Origin of the sequence: Actinomadura sp. NPDC023710 (genome assembly GCF_040639875.1) — a bacterium.
GTDB lineage: Bacteria > Actinomycetota > Actinomycetes > Streptosporangiales > Streptosporangiaceae > Spirillospora > Spirillospora citrea.
The window spans coordinates 1-17,129 of record NZ_JBFAGB010000030.1; the positions used below are offsets into that span (position 1 = coordinate 1).

At 73.0% G+C, this 17,129-nt stretch carries 16 protein-coding genes; 4 read left to right on the forward strand and 12 right to left on the reverse strand.

The features are described from left to right. The 5 genes from AB0H37_RS30160 to AB0H37_RS30180 all read right to left on the reverse strand — a co-directional run. On the reverse strand, positions 1-278 hold a 278-nt coding region (locus AB0H37_RS30160), incomplete at its 3' end, for a thiamine pyrophosphate-binding protein (protein WP_360616495.1). Next, entirely contained in the window at positions 275-1,132 is an 858-nt protein-coding gene (gene iolB / locus AB0H37_RS30165) for a 5-deoxy-glucuronate isomerase (protein ID WP_179836142.1), read from the reverse strand. The genes iolB and AB0H37_RS30160, both read right to left, overlap by 4 nt. Beyond that, a complete protein-coding gene (gene iolC, locus AB0H37_RS30170) occupies positions 1,129-2,064 on the reverse strand; it encodes a 5-dehydro-2-deoxygluconokinase (protein WP_360616496.1) in 936 nt (311 codons plus the stop codon). The genes iolB and iolC overlap by 4 nt, the downstream gene beginning before the upstream one ends. Continuing rightward, complete coding sequence (locus AB0H37_RS30175) at positions 2,061-2,912, reverse strand: TIM barrel protein (RefSeq protein ID WP_329088359.1); 852 nt, start codon at positions 2,910-2,912, stop codon at positions 2,061-2,063. The genes iolC and AB0H37_RS30175 overlap by 4 nt, the downstream gene beginning before the upstream one ends. Beyond that, positions 2,909-3,919, reverse strand: a complete 1,011-nt coding sequence (locus tag AB0H37_RS30180; RefSeq protein WP_179836144.1) for a Gfo/Idh/MocA family oxidoreductase — start codon at positions 3,917-3,919, stop codon at positions 2,909-2,911. Before AB0H37_RS30180 ends, AB0H37_RS30175 begins: the two co-directional genes overlap by 4 nt. Before the next feature lie 169 nt (positions 3,920-4,088). On the opposite strand from AB0H37_RS30180, the gene AB0H37_RS30185 reads away from it, so the two are divergent. Continuing rightward, positions 4,089-5,600 (forward strand): nitroreductase family deazaflavin-dependent oxidoreductase, encoded by a 1,512-nt coding sequence (locus tag AB0H37_RS30185; RefSeq protein ID WP_360616497.1) that lies wholly within the window; start codon positions 4,089-4,091, stop codon positions 5,598-5,600. Positions 5,601-5,679: 79 nt separating this feature from the next. On the opposite strand, the gene AB0H37_RS30190 is transcribed toward AB0H37_RS30185, so the two are convergent. The 3 genes from AB0H37_RS30190 to lon form a co-directional block, all read right to left on the reverse strand. Beyond that, on the reverse strand, positions 5,680-6,423 hold the full coding sequence (locus AB0H37_RS30190) for an SDR family NAD(P)-dependent oxidoreductase (RefSeq protein WP_360616498.1): 744 nt from the start codon (positions 6,421-6,423) through the stop codon (positions 5,680-5,682). Between the two features lie 355 nt (positions 6,424-6,778). Further along, complete coding sequence (locus tag AB0H37_RS30195; RefSeq protein ID WP_229810094.1) at positions 6,779-7,264, reverse strand: VanZ family protein; 486 nt, start codon at positions 7,262-7,264, stop codon at positions 6,779-6,781. Positions 7,265-7,390: 126 nt separating this feature from the next. After that, positions 7,391-9,787, reverse strand: a complete 2,397-nt coding sequence (gene lon / locus AB0H37_RS30200; protein ID WP_179836146.1) for an endopeptidase La — start codon at positions 9,785-9,787, stop codon at positions 7,391-7,393. 278 nt (positions 9,788-10,065) lie between these two features. Between lon and AB0H37_RS30205 the strand changes: the two genes are divergently transcribed. Further along, positions 10,066-10,593 (forward strand): hypothetical protein, encoded by a 528-nt coding sequence (locus tag AB0H37_RS30205; RefSeq protein ID WP_360616499.1) that lies wholly within the window; start codon positions 10,066-10,068, stop codon positions 10,591-10,593. A 250-nt stretch (positions 10,594-10,843) separates the two neighbouring features. Continuing rightward, positions 10,844-12,085: an MFS transporter gene (locus AB0H37_RS30210; RefSeq protein ID WP_360616500.1), complete on the forward strand. Its 1,242-nt coding sequence runs from the start codon at positions 10,844-10,846 to the stop codon at positions 12,083-12,085. Between the two features lie 638 nt (positions 12,086-12,723). Here the strand turns inward: AB0H37_RS30210 and AB0H37_RS30215 are convergent. From AB0H37_RS30215 to AB0H37_RS30230, 4 genes are all read right to left on the reverse strand, one after another. After that, entirely contained in the window at positions 12,724-13,647 is a 924-nt protein-coding gene (locus tag AB0H37_RS30215) for a helix-turn-helix domain-containing GNAT family N-acetyltransferase (protein ID WP_360616501.1), read from the reverse strand. 73 nt (positions 13,648-13,720) lie between these two features. Then, a complete protein-coding gene (locus AB0H37_RS30220) occupies positions 13,721-14,044 on the reverse strand; it encodes a DUF3817 domain-containing protein (protein WP_179836149.1) in 324 nt (107 codons plus the stop codon). Between the two features lie 72 nt (positions 14,045-14,116). Continuing rightward, positions 14,117-14,473, reverse strand: a complete 357-nt coding sequence (locus tag AB0H37_RS30225) for a hypothetical protein (RefSeq protein WP_179836150.1) — start codon at positions 14,471-14,473, stop codon at positions 14,117-14,119. A gap of 63 nt (positions 14,474-14,536) precedes the next feature. Then, positions 14,537-15,781 (reverse strand): citrate synthase, encoded by a 1,245-nt coding sequence (locus tag AB0H37_RS30230; RefSeq protein ID WP_360616502.1) that lies wholly within the window; start codon positions 15,779-15,781, stop codon positions 14,537-14,539. Positions 15,782-15,847: 66 nt separating this feature from the next. Here AB0H37_RS30230 and AB0H37_RS30235 point away from each other — a divergent pair, with 66 nt between their 5' ends. Beyond that, positions 15,848-17,086: a hypothetical protein gene (locus tag AB0H37_RS30235; RefSeq protein WP_360616503.1), complete on the forward strand. Its 1,239-nt coding sequence runs from the start codon at positions 15,848-15,850 to the stop codon at positions 17,084-17,086. Positions 17,087-17,129: the final 43 nt, after the last annotated feature.

Sequence of the window (17,129 nt, forward strand, 5' to 3'; positions counted from 1 at the left end):
GTCGCACCCGGCCCCACCGACGTCGTACACGCCAACGTCGACAACCGGTCACTCATCCGCGCGAACCCCGCCGCCGCATGCACCATCGCCTGCTCGTTACGCGCCATGAAATACGGCAGCTCACCACCATGCTCCAGCAGCGCCTGCCCCATCCCGGCCACATTGCCGTGCCCGAAAATCCCGAAACACCCCGCGAAGAACCGCCGCTCCACACCATCCCGCTCGCTGTACTGCACCGACAGGAAACGCACCAGCGCCTGACTCACCGTCAACCTCATGAGCGTCCCTCCGGCGAGGTCAGGGGCAGCCGAGAGTCGACCGGCCGTCCCTCCCAGGTGTCGCGGATCCAGGCGTGCGCGGGGTCGTCGCAGATGCGCCACGCGCGCTCCGGCGAAGGCCCGGCCATCACGTTCAGGTAGTACAGGTCGTGCCCGGGCGGCGCCATCGACGGGCCGTGCCAGCCGTGCGGGATCAGCACGGCGTCGCCGCTGCGGACCTCCGCCAGCACGTCGATCGGACGTCCCGGCGACCCGTAGACGCGCTGGTAGGCCATGCCGTCCCGGGCGACCTCGAAGTAGTAGATCTCCTCCAGGACGGCCTCGTCGGGCGTCTGCTCGTCGTGCTTGTGCGGCGGGAACGACGACCAGCACCCGGCCGGGGTCAGGACCTCGCAGGCGATCAGCTTCTCGGCGAACGGGAACCCCTCCGGCGTCCCGAAATTGTTGACCTGCCGGCTCGCCGACCCCGCACCCCGCAACTCCACCGGGACCTTCTCGGCGGGCCCGTAGCGAGGCGCGAGCCGCCGCTCGCACCTGGCACCCGCCAGCGCGAACCGCCCGCGGCCACGGATCGTCACCCGGGCGTCGCGCGGCACGTAAGCGAAATCGCTGACCCGGGCGAAGACGTCGTCGCGGCCCTCCAACTCGAACCGCTCACCGTCGCACTGCACGGCGCACGACCCCGCCAACGGCAGCACGATCGTCTCGAACTCACCGGTGTCGAACTCGTGCGACCCGCCTTCCGGCAGCTCCAGCACCCGCAGCCCCGAATACGCCCAACCGGCCGACTCGGGTGTCACGACGAGCCCGTACGGGGCCTCCGCGGCCGTTCCGGCGGGCAGGTGGTACTTCATCTCGGCTCCTCGAGGAGTTCGTCGACCTCGTCTTGCGTGGGCATCGCGTCGGAGCAGGCGATGCGGGACGCGACGATCGCCCCTGCGGCGCCCGCGAACTCCACGAGCCGCCGCAGTTCCCATCCGGCCAGGAGCCCGTGGCAGACGGCGCCGCCGAAGGCGTCCCCGGCGCCGAGCCCGTTGACGACGTCCACCTTGACCGGCGGCACCTCCACGACCTCGCCGGCCGTCGCCGCGAGGACGCCTTCCGGGCCCATCTTCACGATGGCGAGTTCCGGGCCGCGGGCCAGGATCGCGCGTGCGGCGGCGTGCGGCTCCCGCTCCCCGACGGCGACCTCGCACTCCTCGAGGTTTCCGACCGCGACCGTCGCCCGTTCCAAGGCGAGACCCGCCCAGTGCGGGGCCTCCGAGGGGTCGTCCCACAGCATCGGCCGGTAGTCGAGGTCGATGACGGTCTGTCCGGGGTGCTCCCCCAGCGCGGTCAGGGTCGCCTCCCGGCTGGGCTCCTGCGAAAGGCCCGTGACCGTGGCCCAGACGATGCGCGCCGAGCGGATCGCGTCGAGGTCCAGCTCGTCCGGGCGGATCTCCAGATCGGGCGCCTTGGGGTAGCGGTAGAAGTACAGCGGGAAGTCGTCGGGCGGGAAGATCTCGCAGAACGCCAGTGGCGTCGGCAGGCCGGGAACGGCGGTGACGAAGCGGTCGTCCACGCTGTAGCCCTGAAGGGCCTTGTGGATGAACCGGCCGAAGGGGTCCTCCCCCGTGCGCGTGATGACGGCGGCGCTGCGGCCGTACCTGGCCGCCGCCACGGCGACGTTGGTCGGGCTGCCGCCGAGGTACTTGCCGAACGACTCGACGTCCTCCAGCGGCGTGCCCACCTGGTGCGGATAGACGTCGACGCTGACCCGCCCCATCGTGATGAGGTCGAACGTCATCGGGCCACCCCGGCGAGGTAGTCGAGGCTCCTGCGGACGTCGCCGTACGGTCCGGCGCCCTGCGCGGGCTCGCCGGTCAGCACGGTGTCCTGCTCCATCACCCACCAGCCCTCGTAACCGGCGGCCTCCAGGGTCCGGATGAGGTCGGGGATGTCGATGTCGCCGTCCCCGAGCGGCCTGTACAGACCGTCCCGCACCGCGTTCGTGTACGTGATGTCTCCCTTGAGCACCTGCTGGGCAAGGCCCACGTCCACGTCCTTCAGATGGACGTGCGCTATGCGCGGCGCCGCGAAACGCGCCAGCCACACCGGGTCGGTTCCGCCGACCAGTAGGTGCCCTGTGTCGAGGCAGAGCGGGATGCTGCATCCGCCCAGCACACGTTCGACCTCGGCGCGCCGCTCCACGACCGTCCCGACGTGAGGGTGCAGGGTGGCGAGCCGGCCGCGTTCGGCAGAGCGGGCGGCGATCGCGTCGAGGTTCTCAAGCAGCACCGCCCACGCCTTGGTGTCGAGGACGGGACGCTCGTCGTATCCGTCGAGCCCGGTTGCGGCGGCCAGGACGAGGACACCGTCGATGTCGTCCAGCGCCTGCTCGACCACGGGCAGCGGGTCGAACGCGGGGTCGTGCAGAACGACGGGTACGAACGCCCCTACGAGACCCAGCCCGAAAGCGGTCAGCAATGCGTCCCGCTCCTGCGTGGCCGCGGGGAGGAAGCCGTCCGGCCCGAGTTCCGTCGCGGCGAGGCCGAGGTCGCGCATCTCGGCGAGCACCCGGCCCGGCTCCATCTGGTGACCCCAGCCGGGTACCTCGCACACGCCCCAGGAGATCGGCGCGCCGGCGACCCTCACCGCCGGACCTCCTCGACGCCGACGATCCGCCCCTCCCGCATGGACAGTTCGCACGCCTCGGCGAGGTAGAACGCCTCCAGCGCCTCCTCCGGCGGGCACGGGTTGGCGCGGCGGCCCGCCACGACGTCCGCGAAGGCCCGCAGTTCTGCGTCGTAGGCGTCGGAGAAGCGCTCCATGAAGCCGCCGTAGGGCGTCCTCGGCTGGTCCCCGTCCGGCAGCGCGGTCGCGGGCGTCCGGTCGTCCAGGCCGGCGATGACGCTGTCCTTGGACCCGAACAGTTCCAGGCGCGCGTCGTACCCGGCCGCGTTGTAGCGGGTGGCCGAGACCTGGCCGAGCGTCCCGTCGTCCAGGATGAGCAGCGCGGACCCGGTGTCGACGTCGCCGGCCTCGCGGAAGAAGTCGTCGCCGCGGTTGGCGCCCGCGGCCATCACCCGCACGACCTCGCGGCCGGTGACGAACCGGATCAGGTCCAGGTCGTGGATGAGGCAGTCGCGGAACAGCCCGCCGGACGTGGGGACGTACTCGGCCGGCGGCGGCGCCGGGTCGAAGCTGCACGAGCGGACGGTGTGCAGCCAGCCGAGCCGCCCGGACGCGAGGGCCTCGCGCGCCGCCGCGTTCCCGGCGTCGAACCGGCGCTGGAACCCGACCTGCACCGGGACGCCGGCGCCCGCCGCCGACCGGACAATTTGGAACGTTCCATCAAGATCGGACGCGAGTGGTTTCTCGCAGAAGACGGGAGTTCGCGCGGTCACGGCCCGCTCCACCAGGGTCGCGTGCGCGTCCGTGGCCGCCGCGACGACCAGGCCGTCCAGTCCGGCGGAGAAGAGTCCCTCGACGGTGTCCAGGGCGGTGACCTCGGGCGGTCCCCCGCTCAGGCGCGCGGCCAGATCTCGGGCGCGCCCCGGATCCGCGTCCGCGATGACCACCGCCTTCACCTCGGGCAACTCTCGCAACGCGGCGGCGTGGCGCGCACCTATGCGCCCCGCGCCGGCCAGTCCGATCCTCATCGATCTCCTCCCGGTCGGCGGTCAGGTGGAGACACGAGTCTGATGGAGCGTTCCAGTAGCGTCAACGCCCCGACTGTCCGCCTCTCCGGTAATGGAGGTGTCCGAAATCCCGGCCGTTACTCGGGGCCGCGGCTGTCGCCGGAGCCTTACCAAGCGCTAGTTTTGCCTTATGCGGATCTTCGTCACCGGCGCCTCCGGCTTCGTCGGGTCCCACGCCGTCCGCGCCCTGCTCGCCGCCGGGCACCGGCCGCGCGCGCTGGTCCGCGACCCTGACAGGGCGGCGAAGGTCCTGCGCGCGGTCGGCGTCGACCCCGGGGACGTCGAACTCGTCCCCGGCGACATGCTGGACGAGGACTCGGTCGCCGAGGCTCTCCGCGGCTGCGACGCCGCGATCCACACCGCCGCGGCGATCGGGGTGACCGGGGGCGCCGGCGACCTGGTGGAGGTGAACGTCCGGGGCACCCGCAACGTGGTCGGCGGCGCCGTCGCGCAGGGCCTGGCCCCGGTGGTCCACGTGTCGACGATCGGGGTGTTCGTCCCGCCGTCCGGCCCGGTCATCACCGCGGGAGACGCCCTGGCGAGCCCCCGGACCGACTACGGCAGGTCCAAACTGGCGGCCGAACGCTACGTGCGCGGCCTCCAGGCGGACGGCGCGCCGGTCACCATCGTCTATCCCGGCGGCGTGTGCGGCCCGAACCAGCCGACGCTGGACGCGCTGATGGAGGGCCTCGCCGCCGCGCTCGGCAAGGTGTGGCCGCTTCCGGGCGGCGGCGTCTCGGTCATCGACGTCCGCGACCTCGGCGAGGCGTTGGCACGTTCCGTTGAGGCACGGCAGGGCGCGAGCCGCTGGGTGCTCGGCGGCCACTACCTGACCTGGCCGCAGTACGCCGACCTGTGCGATCGCCTCACCGGCGTCCGGTGCCGCCGCATCCGCGTGCCCAGCCGCGTCATGCTCGCGCTCGGCTCCGCCCTCGACGCGGCCAAGCGCGTCCGCCGCTTCGACTACCCGCTCACCCGTGACGCCGCCGAGTTCATGGTCACGCTGGTGCCGACCGACGACCGCCCCATCCTCGACGCGCTCGGCCTCACGCTGCGTCCCGTCGAGGAGACCGTCGCCGACGGCCTGCGCTGGCTGGCCGAGAGCGGCCATCTGAATCCGCGCCGGGCCGGACGGCTCGCCGCCAAGGAGGCCCCGATGCCCACCCTCGTCCAGCGCACCTTCGGACCGGTCTTCCACCGGGTCTCGGGCGCCGAGTGGTTCTCCAGGGTGGGCCCCAGGGTCGTGCCCCCCGTGGACCGGACGCTGCACCGCCTCACCGGCGGACGGCTCCTGCTCGGCCAGCTCCTCGTGCCGAGCCTCGTCCTGACGACGACCGGCGCCGTCAGCGGCCTCGCCCGGCAGACGCCGCTCGCCTGCCTGCCCGACCGGGAGGGCGGGTGGTACGTCGTCGGCTCCAATTTCGGCCGGGAGAAGCACCCCGCCTGGACGGGCAACCTGCTGAAGAACCCCGACGCGCAGGTCAGCTTCCAGGGCCGCACCGTCCCTGTCACCGCCCGCCTCCTGGACGACGTCGAGCGCAAGGAGATCTGGCCTCGCCTCACCGCCGTCTGGCCCGTCTACGACCGTTACGTGGAACGCGCCGAACGACAGCTCAGGGTCTTCCGCCTGGCCCCCCGCTGACCTCGGGCGGCGGGTCGCGCCGACCAGGCCTACCTGCCGGTGGCGGCCGCCGGGCATCGCGGCGGCCGCCTCCGGCGGGTCACCACCCGACGGGGCCGAGACGATCGGTGAAGGTCCCGGTCGGCCCGTCGGCATCGAGTGTCGCGAGCTCGACGATCGAGTCGGTGCCCTCGGTGACCGTCAGCTGCCCGGTGTGCCGATTCATGTCGGTCGCGGCGAACTTGTGGTTGGCGACCTCGCCGGGGGTGGCGACGTTGAACTTGATGTCCGGGAGGGCCTGGGCGTACCGGACGGTGATCATGTTCAGCGCCGCCTTCGAGGAGCTGTAGGCGAGCTCGTGCATCCGCGAGATCGGCTGGGCCGGGTCGGTCACGACGGCGAAGGACCCGCCGGCGCTGGACACCATGACCACCCGCGGATTGTCCGCCGCCCGCAGCAGGGGCAGAAAGGCGTGCGTGACCCTGATCGGCCCGTACACGTTGGCGTCGTAGACGGGATGGACGTCATCGACCGTCGCGTCCGCGGGCGGCACCGCGCCTCCCGGCGCGCCGGCGTTGTTGATCAGCACGTCGAGGCGGTCGGTGTGCTCGCGGACGAGCTCCGCCGCGTCGAGCACCGACTCGTTCGAAGTCACGTCCAACGGCACCAGGACCACGTTCGCGCCGCCGGCGGTCAGCTTGTCGGCGGCCGCCCGCCCCCGGCCCTCGTCACGCGAGCCAAGGAAGATCGTCCAGCCCCGCTCCCCGAGCCGCCGGGCCGCCTCCAGCCCCAGTCCCTTGTTGCCTCCAGTGATCAGCACCGAGGTCTTTTCCCCGTTCGTCATCGGTCCCCCATTCACGGTGTTGGTACCGCTCGGAACGTCCGCACGGCATCCTGACGAACACAAGGCACCGGTGCCGGGCGCCCTGTGACAGCCGCCGGCGTATGACGTGCACCACAGGCAGGCCCACGGGGCACGCCTGCGCTGGTGGGGACCGGATCCTGACGCGGTCGAGCGGGCTCGGTGATCCGGCGGTACGTGGTCGGCAACGAACGCTCACGGCGATCACCCGCCCGGCCGACGACCGCCGCCGCGTTGGTGGCGGCCGTGCCAGTGGCGGTGGAGCGCCGGCTTCCCGGCCTCGTGCAGGTGCGCACGTCGGCGCGGTCGAGGTAACGGCGGCGGTGGGGCGGACCGGCTAACGGCCGCGAAGTGTCCTGGAAAGCCTCCGGCCGATGAGCAGGTAGGCGAGCACGACACCGATGACGTTGAGGATGACGTCGTCCACGTCGAAGGCCCGTCCCATCACGAACGCGCCCTGGACCGTCTCGATGGCCCCCGAGAGCATGCCGCTCACGATGGCCAGCCGCACGGGGCCTCGGAGGGTCGTCCAGACCAGGGGCAGCAGCACTCCGAGCGGCGCCAGGAGCACCACGTTGCCGCCTATCTGGAGGAGCGCGTCCTTGGTCGGCTGGTCCATGTAGAACCGGAGCGACCGGCCCGGATCGGTGTTCCCGCCCGCCTGCCCGTTGTCATGGACGGGCGTCAGCGTGAGCTTGAACGCGAAGTAGAAGAAGACGCCGAGAAAACCCAACGCGATGATCACGACCATCACGCGCAGGGCGACGACATACCAAGGGACCCTCTCGCCCGCGGCCGCGGGCTGCCACATTTCGACCAACACGCGGCGCGGTCTGCCCCGTCCGCCCCGGTTCATGCGCGGCCCCGGGTTTCGGGCGTCCGGATAGTCCATTGAAGTCAGAACGCCCGTACCGGGACGAACCCGGCACGGGCGTTCCGTGCGTCGCGATCAGACGGCGACCGGGGTGGTGGCGGGCTCCAGGGCCAGGTCCAGCACCTCGCGGACGTCGCTGACGGCGAACACCGTCATCGTCTCGAGCACCTCGGCCGGGACGTCCTCCAGGTCCGGCTCGTTGCGCTTCGGCACGATCGCGGTGGTGATGCCGAGCCTCGACGCGGCCAGCAGCTTCTGCTTCAGCCCGCCGATCGGCAGCACCCGCCCGGTCAGCGACACCTCGCCGGTCATCGCCACGTCCGAGCGCACCGGGCGGCCCGACAGCAGCGACGCCAGCGCCGTCGTCATCGTGATGCCCGCGCTCGGGCCGTCCTTCGGGATCGCGCCGGCGGGCACGTGGACGTGCACGCCGCGGTCCTTCAGGTCGCCGACCGGCAGCTCCAGCTCCGCGCCGCGCGAGCGCAGGTAGCTGAGCGCGATCCGGGCCGACTCCTTCATGACGTCGCCGAGCTGGCCGGTGAGCGTCACGCCGGTGTCGCCGGTCTCCCGGTCGGCCAGCGACGCCTCGATGTAGAGGACGTCGCCGCCCGCGCCGGTGACGGCGAGGCCCGTCGCCACGCCCGGCACGCCGGTGCGGCGCTCGTTCCTGCTCAGCTCGACCTCCGGGGTGAACCGCGGCCGCCCGAGGTAGTCCTTCAGGTCCTCCGCGCCGATCCGGACGGGCAGCGCCGCCTTCCCGAGCGCGACGTTGGCCGCGACCTTGCGCAGCACCCGCGCGATCGAGCGGTCCAGGGACCGCACGCCGGCCTCCCGGGTGTACTCGGCCGCCAGCAGCCGCAGCGCGTCGTCGCCGAAGACCGCCTCGGACGTCTCCAGGCCCGCCTTGTCGAGCTGGCGCGGCAGCAGGTGGTCGCGGGCGATCGTGACCTTCTCGTCCTCGGTGTAGCCGTCCAGCTCCACCAGCTCCATCCGGTCGAGCAGCGGCCCGGGGATCGCCTCCACCACGTTCGCGGTGGCCAGGAACAGCACGTCGCTCAGGTCGAGCTCCACCTCCAGGTAGTGGTCCCGGAAGGTGTGGTTCTGCTCGGGGTCGAGGACCTCCAGCAGCGCCGCGGTCGGGTCGCCCCGGTAGTCGGCGCCGACCTTGTCGACCTCGTCCAGCAGGACGACGGGGTTCATCGTCCCCGCCTCGCGGATGGCGCGGACGATGCGCCCCGGGAGGGCGCCCACGTACGTGCGGCGGTGCCCCCGGATCTCGGCCTCGTCCCGCACGCCGCCCAGGGCGACCCGCACGAACTCGCGTCCCATGGCCCGCGCGACCGACTCGCCCAGCGACGTCTTGCCGACGCCGGGAGGACCGGTCAGCGCCAGCACCGCGCCGCTCCTGCGTCCGCCCACGACGCCGAGGCCGCGCTCCTCGCGCCGCTTGCGCACGGCCAGGTACTCGACGATGCGCTCCTTGACGTCGTCGAGACCGGCGTGGTCGGCGTCCAGGATCTCCCGCGCGCCCGCGATGTCGTAGGCGTCCTCGGTCCGCTCGTTCCAGGGGATGTCGAGGACGGTGTCCAGCCAGGTGCGGATCCAGCCGCCCTCGGGCGAGGCGTCGGACGACCGCTCCAGCTTGTCGACCTCCTTCAGCGCCGCCTCGCGCACCTTCTCGGGAAGGTTCGCGGCCTCGATCCGATCCCGGTAGTCGCCCTCCTCGTCGGCCGGATCGCCGTTCAGCTCGGCCAGCTCCTTGCGGATGGCCTCCTGCTGCTGGCGCAGCAGGAACTCCCGCTGCGTCTTCTCCATGCCCTCCTGGACGTCCTTGCGGATGGTCTCCGCCACGTCCAGTTCGGCGAGGTGGTCGCGCGTCCACCCGATCACCAGGGTGAGCCGCTCCACGACGTCGACGGTCTCCAGGACCTCGATCTTCTGCTCGTCGGTGAGGTACGGCGCGTACCCGGCGTTGTCGGCCAGGGTGGAGGGATCGTCGATCTGCTGCACGACGTCCACGACCTGCCAGGCGCCCCGCTTCTGCAGGATCGCGCTGACCAGCCCCTTGTACTCCTTCGCCAGCTCCTGCACGCGCCCCGTCGCCGGCGGCGCCTCCACCGCCGTGCCCTCGACCCACAGCGCCGCGCCCGGCCCGGTCGTCCCGGTGCCGATCCGCACCCGCTGCACGCCGCGGACGACCGCGCCCGGCTCACCGCCGGGCAGCCGCCCCTCCTGCTCGATCACGCCGAGCGTGCCGATGCCGGCGTACTGCCCGTTCAGCCGGGGCACCAGCAGCACCCGCGGCTTGGTCGCCGATCGGATGCCCGGCCCCTGGGTCTGCGCCACCGCCCGCGCGGCCTCGACGGCGGCCCGGACCTCCCCGCTCTCCGACAGGTCCAGGGGCACCACCATGCCGGGCAGAACGACCCCGTCTTCCAGGGGCAGCACCGGCAGCGTCAGGGTCTCGCTCATGCTCAGCTCCAACTCCGTAGGACACCCAACCGCAAGATTGAGTCGTACACACTCAAGAAAACGGAGCAGCATTTTGTTTCCGCAGCAACGTTCGCTCTCAGCGATCACACCCGGAGTCCATCCGGCCCCGGGGAAGGCCGTGGCCTTGGCTCCGCTGCCGCCGAGGCCGCGGCCGGATGGTGGGGCGCTCGGGCGGTATCGCACCCACCGGAAGCATGGGACGGGTCCGCACAAGATCGGCGGACGCGGCTCAGCCCGGACGTGACACGCTCGGTCCCGTGAACCCGCGCGAATACCGTTATGTCGGCCCTGCCGACATCCTTGAGCAGGCGCCGCCGGGGCGACGTGGGCAGGCGATCGTGTCACAGGGCGACCTCGCCGCCTGGTTGACGGGGCAGACCGCGCAGGACGCGGGGGAACCGTTCACCTACGTCATCGACCTGGGCGGGACGCTGCGCCTGGCCCCGCAGCGCAGCGAGCACGTCGCCTGCGCGGGCCGCGAACCGGTGCTGGGCGCGGGTGAGATCACCTTCACCGCGGAGGGCGGCGCCTGGACGGTCGGCCAGATCAGCAACCAGTCGACCGGCTACTGCCCCGAACCGTCCTCCTGGACGGCCGTCGCGGCCGCTCTCGACCGGGCCGGCCTTGAGCGTCCTCCCGGGTTCACCCACCCGATCGTGTTCCGGCGTTGCCGCCGATGCCGCCAACGCAACATCGTCAAGGACGACCACTACGCCTGCGCCGTCTGCGGGGGCTCCCTGCCGGCCGCATGGAACATGGACGAGCCCGGGTCCCCCGTGCGCTGAGCCCGCGCAAAACCGTTTGCGGATGGGGTGAGGGGCGTGTCAGGGTCGGCGCGAAGATCTTGGGTGCGCTACGGGAGGTCGCGCGTGTTCACCGTTTCCGGCAGGTCCACGACAGGCGCCTCGGCGGCGGGGCGCGCGGCGGCCTAGGCCGGCACCGCTCCACGACGCCGAGGCGGTTCCCGCGGGGGTCAGCCCCGCCGTCCCGGCCTGCGCGGATTCCGCGCCGGTGTCGACCCGACGTGGAGCATCCGTGTCTTCCTCCCTGCCTCCGGCGGACGCCTCGATCGACCGCCGAATGATCTTCCTTCTGGCTCTGACCTGCGGCGTCGCCGTGGGGAACATCTACTTCCCGCAGGCGGTCAGCCCGCTCGTCGCGTCCGGGCTGGACGTGGCGCCGAACTCGGCGGCGCTGGTGGTGACCGCGGCGCAGTTCGGGTACGCGGCCGGGAACTTCCTGCTGGTACCGCTCGGGGACCGGTTCCCGCACCGGCCGCTGGTCGTGGCGATGCTCGCCGTCACCGGTGCGGCGATGCTCGGCGCGGCGGGCGCGCCCGGCCTCGGGGCACTGGTCGCCGCGAGCGCCGTGGCCGGTGTCACGACCGTGGTCGCGCAGGTCATCGCGCCGATGGCGGCCGACCTGGTGGCCGCCGAGCGGCGCGGGGCGGTCATGGGGACGCTGCTGGCCGGGTCGATCGGCGGCATCCTGCTGGCCCGCACGTTCGGCGGGCTCGCCGGGGAGTGGCTCGGCTGGCGGGCCCCGTACCTGATCGCCGCGGCCGCCACCCTGGCGATCGCGGTGACGCTGGCGTTCGCGCTGCCGGCGACCGTCCCGCCGTCGCGGCAGTCCTATCCGGCGCTGCTGGCCGCGCCCTTGCGGCTGTTGCGCGAGGAACCGGAACTGCGGCGGTCATGCCTCTACCAGGCGACGGTCTTCGGCGGGTTCCAGGCCGTCTGGACGGGCCTCGCGCTGTACCTGACGGGGCCCGAGTACGGGTTCGGCGCCCAGGCGGTCGCGGTCCTCGCGCTGGTCAGCGCTGGCACCATGGCTGCGACGCCCGCCGCGGGACGCCAGGTCGACCGGCGCGGCCCGGACCCGGTCAGCCTCGTCGCGATCACCGGGACGATCGCGGCGGCGGGAGTGCTGGCGCTGGGCGCCCTCGGCGGCGCGCCGGGGCTCGCGGCGCTCGGCGCCGGGACGCTGCTGCTGGAGATCGCGATGCAGTCCGGCATGATCGCGAACCAGGCGCGGATCTTCGCGCTGCGCCCGGACGCCCGGAGCCGGATCAACACCGCCTACATGACCTGCGCGTTCCTCGGCGGCAGCACCGGATCGTGGCTCGGCGCGAGCGCCTGCACGCGGTTCGGCTGGACGGCGGTCTGCGCGCTCGTCGCCCTGCTGGCCTGCGTCGCGCTCGCCCGGCACCTGCTGCGCCGTCCGGACCACGCGGACCACCTGGGCAACGCGGAGGCAAAGGCGGCTTCGCGATCTTGATTCTTTGCCGGGGGGCCGGTTTACGTGCGCATGACGCGAGGGTACTTAACGCAACGAGATCGTGACGCAGGGTGAACGGCAGGTACTCGGGCGGCAAAGCCCCAGGTCGAACGGCGGGAGGCGGCAATGCACCACAGCGAGAGTGCGAACCGGCCCGTCTCCGCGCCCCCTTCCCCGCGCGGTCCGGTCCGTACGGCCGAGAACGTTCGCGGCGTACCGCACCGCGGCCGGCCCCGCCCCCCAGCGGGAGCCGCGGAGGGCGGGCACGGCGACACACCTCGGGTCCTCGGCCGTACCGGACCGGCCCCGCGCCGACGTCCTCCCCTGGGCCCCGTGCCGCTCGCCCCCGCGGCACCGGCGCCCCCACAGGCCGGGCCGGCCGCGGCACACCGCCGCGCCGCCGGTCCGGCCGCAGGCATCCGGGCGCCGCGCAGGCGCCCTCTCCCGAACGCCGGGCGAGCGCCCGCGCCCGGCGCGGCTCGGGAAGGAGGTGGGAGCCAGACCCGACTCGAACCGGCGCACAGCCGGTGAGCTCAGGCGGCCGGTACTCCGTCCGACCCCCGTCCCGGCCGCCTACGCAGTCAGGGATCGCTGCGGAGCAGGGCCCGTGGAGGAGCGACACCCTCCACGGGCCTCGTTCACAGCTTCCGGGTCCAGACCTGCCCGTGCACGACGTCTCCGAAGCGCTCCATCGGCTCCTCCTGCTCCTCCAGGACGAACCCGGCCCGCTCGTAGAGGCGGTGCGCGGGCTGTTGCAGCGCCGTCGTCCACAGCATGATCTCGGCGTAGCCCGCCTTGGCGGCGAAGCCGACGCACTCGGCGACCAGCGCCGCCCCGACACCCGTGCCGCGAGCCTGCGGCTCGACGTGCAGCAGCCGGAGCTGCGCGACGTCGTCCTCCCGCCGGACGCAGAACACCGCGCCCAGCCGCTCCCCGTCCGACTCGGCGATCCAGGCGTTCTCCCGCTCCGGGTCGTGCCCGCGCACGTAGTCGGCGACGACGGAGGCGACCAGCGCCTCGTAGGTGCGGTCCCAGCCGCATTCCACGTCGTAGAGGGCGCCGTTGCGCTCCACCACCCAGCCGAGGTCGCCGGGGCGCAGCGGGCGCAGGGCGAAGTCGTCCCGGCGGGGCCGCTCCCCGAGGACGTCCTGGACGGTGCGCATCGCCGCCAGCAGGCGGCGGCGGTCGGCGGGGTCCAGGCCCTCCAGCAGCTCGCGGATCTCGGCTACGGACCGCTCGTCCAGCATGGCGAACACCTCGCGGCCCCGCTGGGTGAGCCGGACGATCTGGCGCCGGGCGTCGTCCGGAGCACGCTCCCGCGCGACGAGGCCGTCGGTCTCGAACCGGGCCAGCATCCGGCTGAGGTAGCCGGCGTCCAGGCCGAGGACGCGGCGCAGGGCCAGCACCTCGCTGTCCTCCCGCTGCGCCAGCTCGAAGATCACCCTCGCCTCGGTGAGCGAGTACGGCGACCGGACGAGCCCTTCGCCGAGCACCCCGATGACGCCGGTGTAGAAGCGGTTGAACGCGCGGACCGTGCCGACGTCCTCCCGGGTCGCCTCCATGCCCGCCCTCCTAATGTTTGACTCAGTCAAACATTAGGCGAGAAGGGCACTGCGCACCAGTCCCCTGGGACCGTCAGACGCTCGCCTCGGCCTTCGCGGGCCGCAGTTCCCGCGCGTCGCGGACCACCCTGCGCTCGACGAAGAAGGTCATCAGCGGCACCACCCCGCCGAGCACGATCATCACCATCCGGCTCAGCGGCCAGCCGGTGCGCCGCCACAGGTCGTAGGCGACCACGAGGTAGACCATGTAGAGGAAGCCGTGGACGGGCGCCACGACGCCCGCGAGGGCCGGCATGTCGGTGGGTCCGTACTTGAGGATCATGCCGATGACCAGCAGCACCAGCAGCGTGCCGACCACCAGCGCCAGGATCCGGTACCTGGTCACCGCGCCTTCCACAGCAAACGCACCTTTCGTTCGGTGGCCCCTCGGGCGGGGCGGGCCCCCATGGGCGGGGTGTGCGGGACGCGGTCAGGCGCGCCCGCGGCTCTCGGAGTTGAGCCGCGCGAGGTAGCGGTTGTAGGCCGCGAGGGCGGGGTCCTCTTCCTCCTGCTGCCGGATGATCTCCCGCTTGACCTCGGCCTCCGCGGGCTCCTCGATGATCCTCGGGGCGGGCCGCACCCCGGCCCGCTCGTCCCGGATCATCTTGACCCACATCACGATCACGAAGATCGCGAAGATCGGCCACTCGAACGTGTAGGCCCAGCTGCGGTCGTTGCCGCCCTGGGCCCGGTCGAACTGCCACCAGCCGAAGCCGAGGAACGCGCCGCACAGGACGATCGCGAGCGCGTGCAGCCCGAGCCAGCCTGGGGTGAGGAACCGTCGCACGTCACTGAGCCTACCCCCGGCCCCACGGCCCCCGACCGCGACCCCGGCCCGGCGCGCCGGCGGTCAGGCGGGCTCCGGCCCCACGTAGACCGCGCGGGGGCGCAGCGGGCCGCGCCGGCCGTACTCCTCCAGCGCGTGCGCGAGCCATCCGGCGGTGCGGGCGACCGCGAAGACGGCCTCGCCGGCCCCCGGCACGAGCCCGGCGACGGCGCCGAGCGCCGCCAGGGAGAAGTCGACGTTGGGCGCGGGCAGGCGGAGCCGGGCGGCCTCGGCGAGGACGGCCTCGGCGGCGGCGAGCCGGTCGTGGCCGGGCGCCGCGGCCCGGACGAGGTCCATGAGCAGCGCGGCGCGCCCGTCGCCGGACCGGTAGACCGAGTGCCCGAACCCCGGGACGCGCTCGCCGCCGCGCAACCGCTCCCCGATCACGCGGGCCGCCGACGCCGGGTCGGCGACCTCGGCGATCAGGCGTTCCGCGCCGTAGGACGCGCCGCCGTGCAGCGGGCCGCTCAGAACCCCGAGCCCGGACGCGACGACCGCGTGGGGATCGGCGCGCACGGACGCGGCGACCCGCGCGGCGACCGTGGAGGCGGCCAGTTCGTGGTCGGCGAGCAGGATCATGGCGGCCTCGAACGCGCGCAGCGTCCCCGCGTCGCCGGGCGGGTGCGGGCACAGCCGGTTCCAGAGCCGCTCGGCGATCGGCCCGGCGCCGGCGGACGGGTCCGCGGCGGACGGGTCCGCGGCGGGCAGGGCCTCGACGAGACCGGCGATCAGGGCCCGCCCGGTCGCGGTGACGCCCTCGGGATCGAGGTGGTGGCGCAACGGGTCGGTCGCGGCGAGCGCGGCGACGATCAGGTGGAGGCGGTCGAGCGGGAGGAGGCCCGGCGGCAGGCCGGACTGGGCCGCGACGGCCGCGGCGACGCCGTCCGCCCTGGCCCGCCAGGGCTCCCCGGCCGCCGCACCGGGCTCGTCGCGGCCGTGCCACAGCCAGGCGGCGACCTCCTCGAACGTCCGGGTTCGGGCCATCTCCAGGGCGTCGCGGCCCCGGTAGAAGTGGCGGTCGGCGCCGAGCGCGGTGATCGCCGACTCGATCGCCAGCTCGCCCGGTCCCGGCGGGCGGCGGGGCCTGCCGCGCCGGGCCAGCTCCTCCACCTGCGCGGCGTCGAACAGGCTGCGGCGGCCGTCCGGCGCCTGCCTGCGCCGCAGGACGCCCCGGCTCACGTACGCGTACAGCGTGGCGGGCTTCACACCGAGCCGTTCCGCCGCGGCCTTGGCGTCGATCCAACCGCCGACCTGCTCTTCTTCCGCCATCCCCATCCTTTGATATTGATTTTCGTCAATATTGATACACGAGGTTGCCGGTGTCAATCTGAGGGCATGCCACAGATTCACTTCCTGGACGTCACCAACCGCGACGGCGTCCAGACGGCCCGGACGGGCCTGTCCAAGTTCGGCAAGACGATGGTCAACTTCTACCTGGGGCGGCTGGGCGTGGCGCAGTCGGAGATCGGCTTCCCGTTCCTGTTCCACGAGGCCCCCTACGTCCGGGCGCAGATCGCGCTGGCGGAGGCGGGCGCGTTCGGCGACCTGCGCCTGTCGGGGTGGTGCCGGGGCGTCGCGGCGGACGTGGAGAAGGCCGCCGGGGTGCGGGCCGCCGGGACCGGGCTCGCGCACTACAACCTGTCCATCTCCACGTCCGACTACATGATCGCCAACAAGTTCCGGGGCCGCCTCGACCGGGACGCGATCATCCGGGAGACGGTCGCGGCCGTCCGCGCGGCCAAGGCGGGCGGCGCGCGGACGGTCGGCGTCAACGCCGAGGACGGCTCGCGCACCGACGAGGGGTTCCTCACCGAGTTCGCGCTCGCCGCGAAGGAGGCCGGGGCCGACCGGGTCCGGTACTGCGACACGATCGGCGGCGAGACGCCGGAGCGCATCAGGGAGCGCTTCGCCAAGCTGGCCTCCGCGGTGGCGATGCCGGTCGAGACCCACTGCCACAACGACCTCGGCATGGCCGTGGCCAACTCCGTCAGCGGCGCGCTCGGCGACCTGGACGCCGGCCAGGACGCCTGGATCAACACGTGCGTGAACGGCATCGGCGAGCGTTCCGGCAACGCCGACCTGCTCTCGACGATCCTGGCGTTCCGCCACGGCTTCGGCCTTGAGGGGCGCGCCGAGTTCGGCGATCCGATCGATCTGGCATGGGCGCGGCGGTTCGCGCTGTGGGCGGGCTACGCGTTCGGCCGGCCGCTTCCCTACAACCAGGTCGGCGTCGGGCGGAACGCGTTCGCGCACGAGTCCGGCATCCACGCGGACGGCGCGCTGAAGGACCACGGCAACTACGAGCTGTACGACGAGGCGACCCTCGGCCCGTTCCCCGGCGACTGGCACGCCCGTCCCGGCCGGGTCGTGCTGACCGGCGAGTACGGCGGGAAGGCCGGCTTCCGGCACGTGATGGACGGCCTCGGCGTCGAGCCCGCCGACGAGGACCTGGCCTTCCAGCTCGTCCAGCTCTGCAACGCCCAGACCGGCCGGCCCCTGACCGACGACGAACTCCGCCTCATCGCCGCCCACCCGCGCGAACTGGCGCTGCTCTTCCCGGGTCAGATCGCCTGATCCCAGATTCGGCCTGATTTGTCAGCCCGAAGCTCTACGTTTC

Coding starts and splice junctions, on each gene's coding strand:
- iolB (WP_179836142.1), bottom strand. CDS start 1,132: ATGAAGTACCACCTGCCCGCCGGAACGGCCGCGGAGGCCCCGTACGGG.
- AB0H37_RS30185 (WP_360616497.1), top strand. CDS start 4,089: ATGCGGATCTTCGTCACCGGCGCCTCCGGCTTCGTCGGGTCCCACGCC.
- AB0H37_RS30190 (WP_360616498.1), bottom strand. CDS start 6,423: ATGACGAACGGGGAAAAGACCTCGGTGCTGATCACTGGAGGCAACAAG.
- AB0H37_RS30215 (WP_360616501.1), bottom strand. CDS start 13,647: ATGGAGGCGACCCGGGAGGACGTCGGCACGGTCCGCGCGTTCAACCGC.
- AB0H37_RS30235 (WP_360616503.1), top strand. CDS start 15,848: ATGCCACAGATTCACTTCCTGGACGTCACCAACCGCGACGGCGTCCAG.
- iolC (WP_360616496.1), bottom strand. CDS start 2,064: ATGACGTTCGACCTCATCACGATGGGGCGGGTCAGCGTCGACGTCTAT.
- AB0H37_RS30180 (WP_179836144.1), bottom strand. CDS start 3,919: ATGAGGATCGGACTGGCCGGCGCGGGGCGCATAGGTGCGCGCCACGCC.
- AB0H37_RS30230 (WP_360616502.1), bottom strand. CDS start 15,781: ATGGCGGAAGAAGAGCAGGTCGGCGGTTGGATCGACGCCAAGGCCGCG.
- lon (WP_179836146.1), bottom strand. CDS start 9,787: ATGAGCGAGACCCTGACGCTGCCGGTGCTGCCCCTGGAAGACGGGGTC.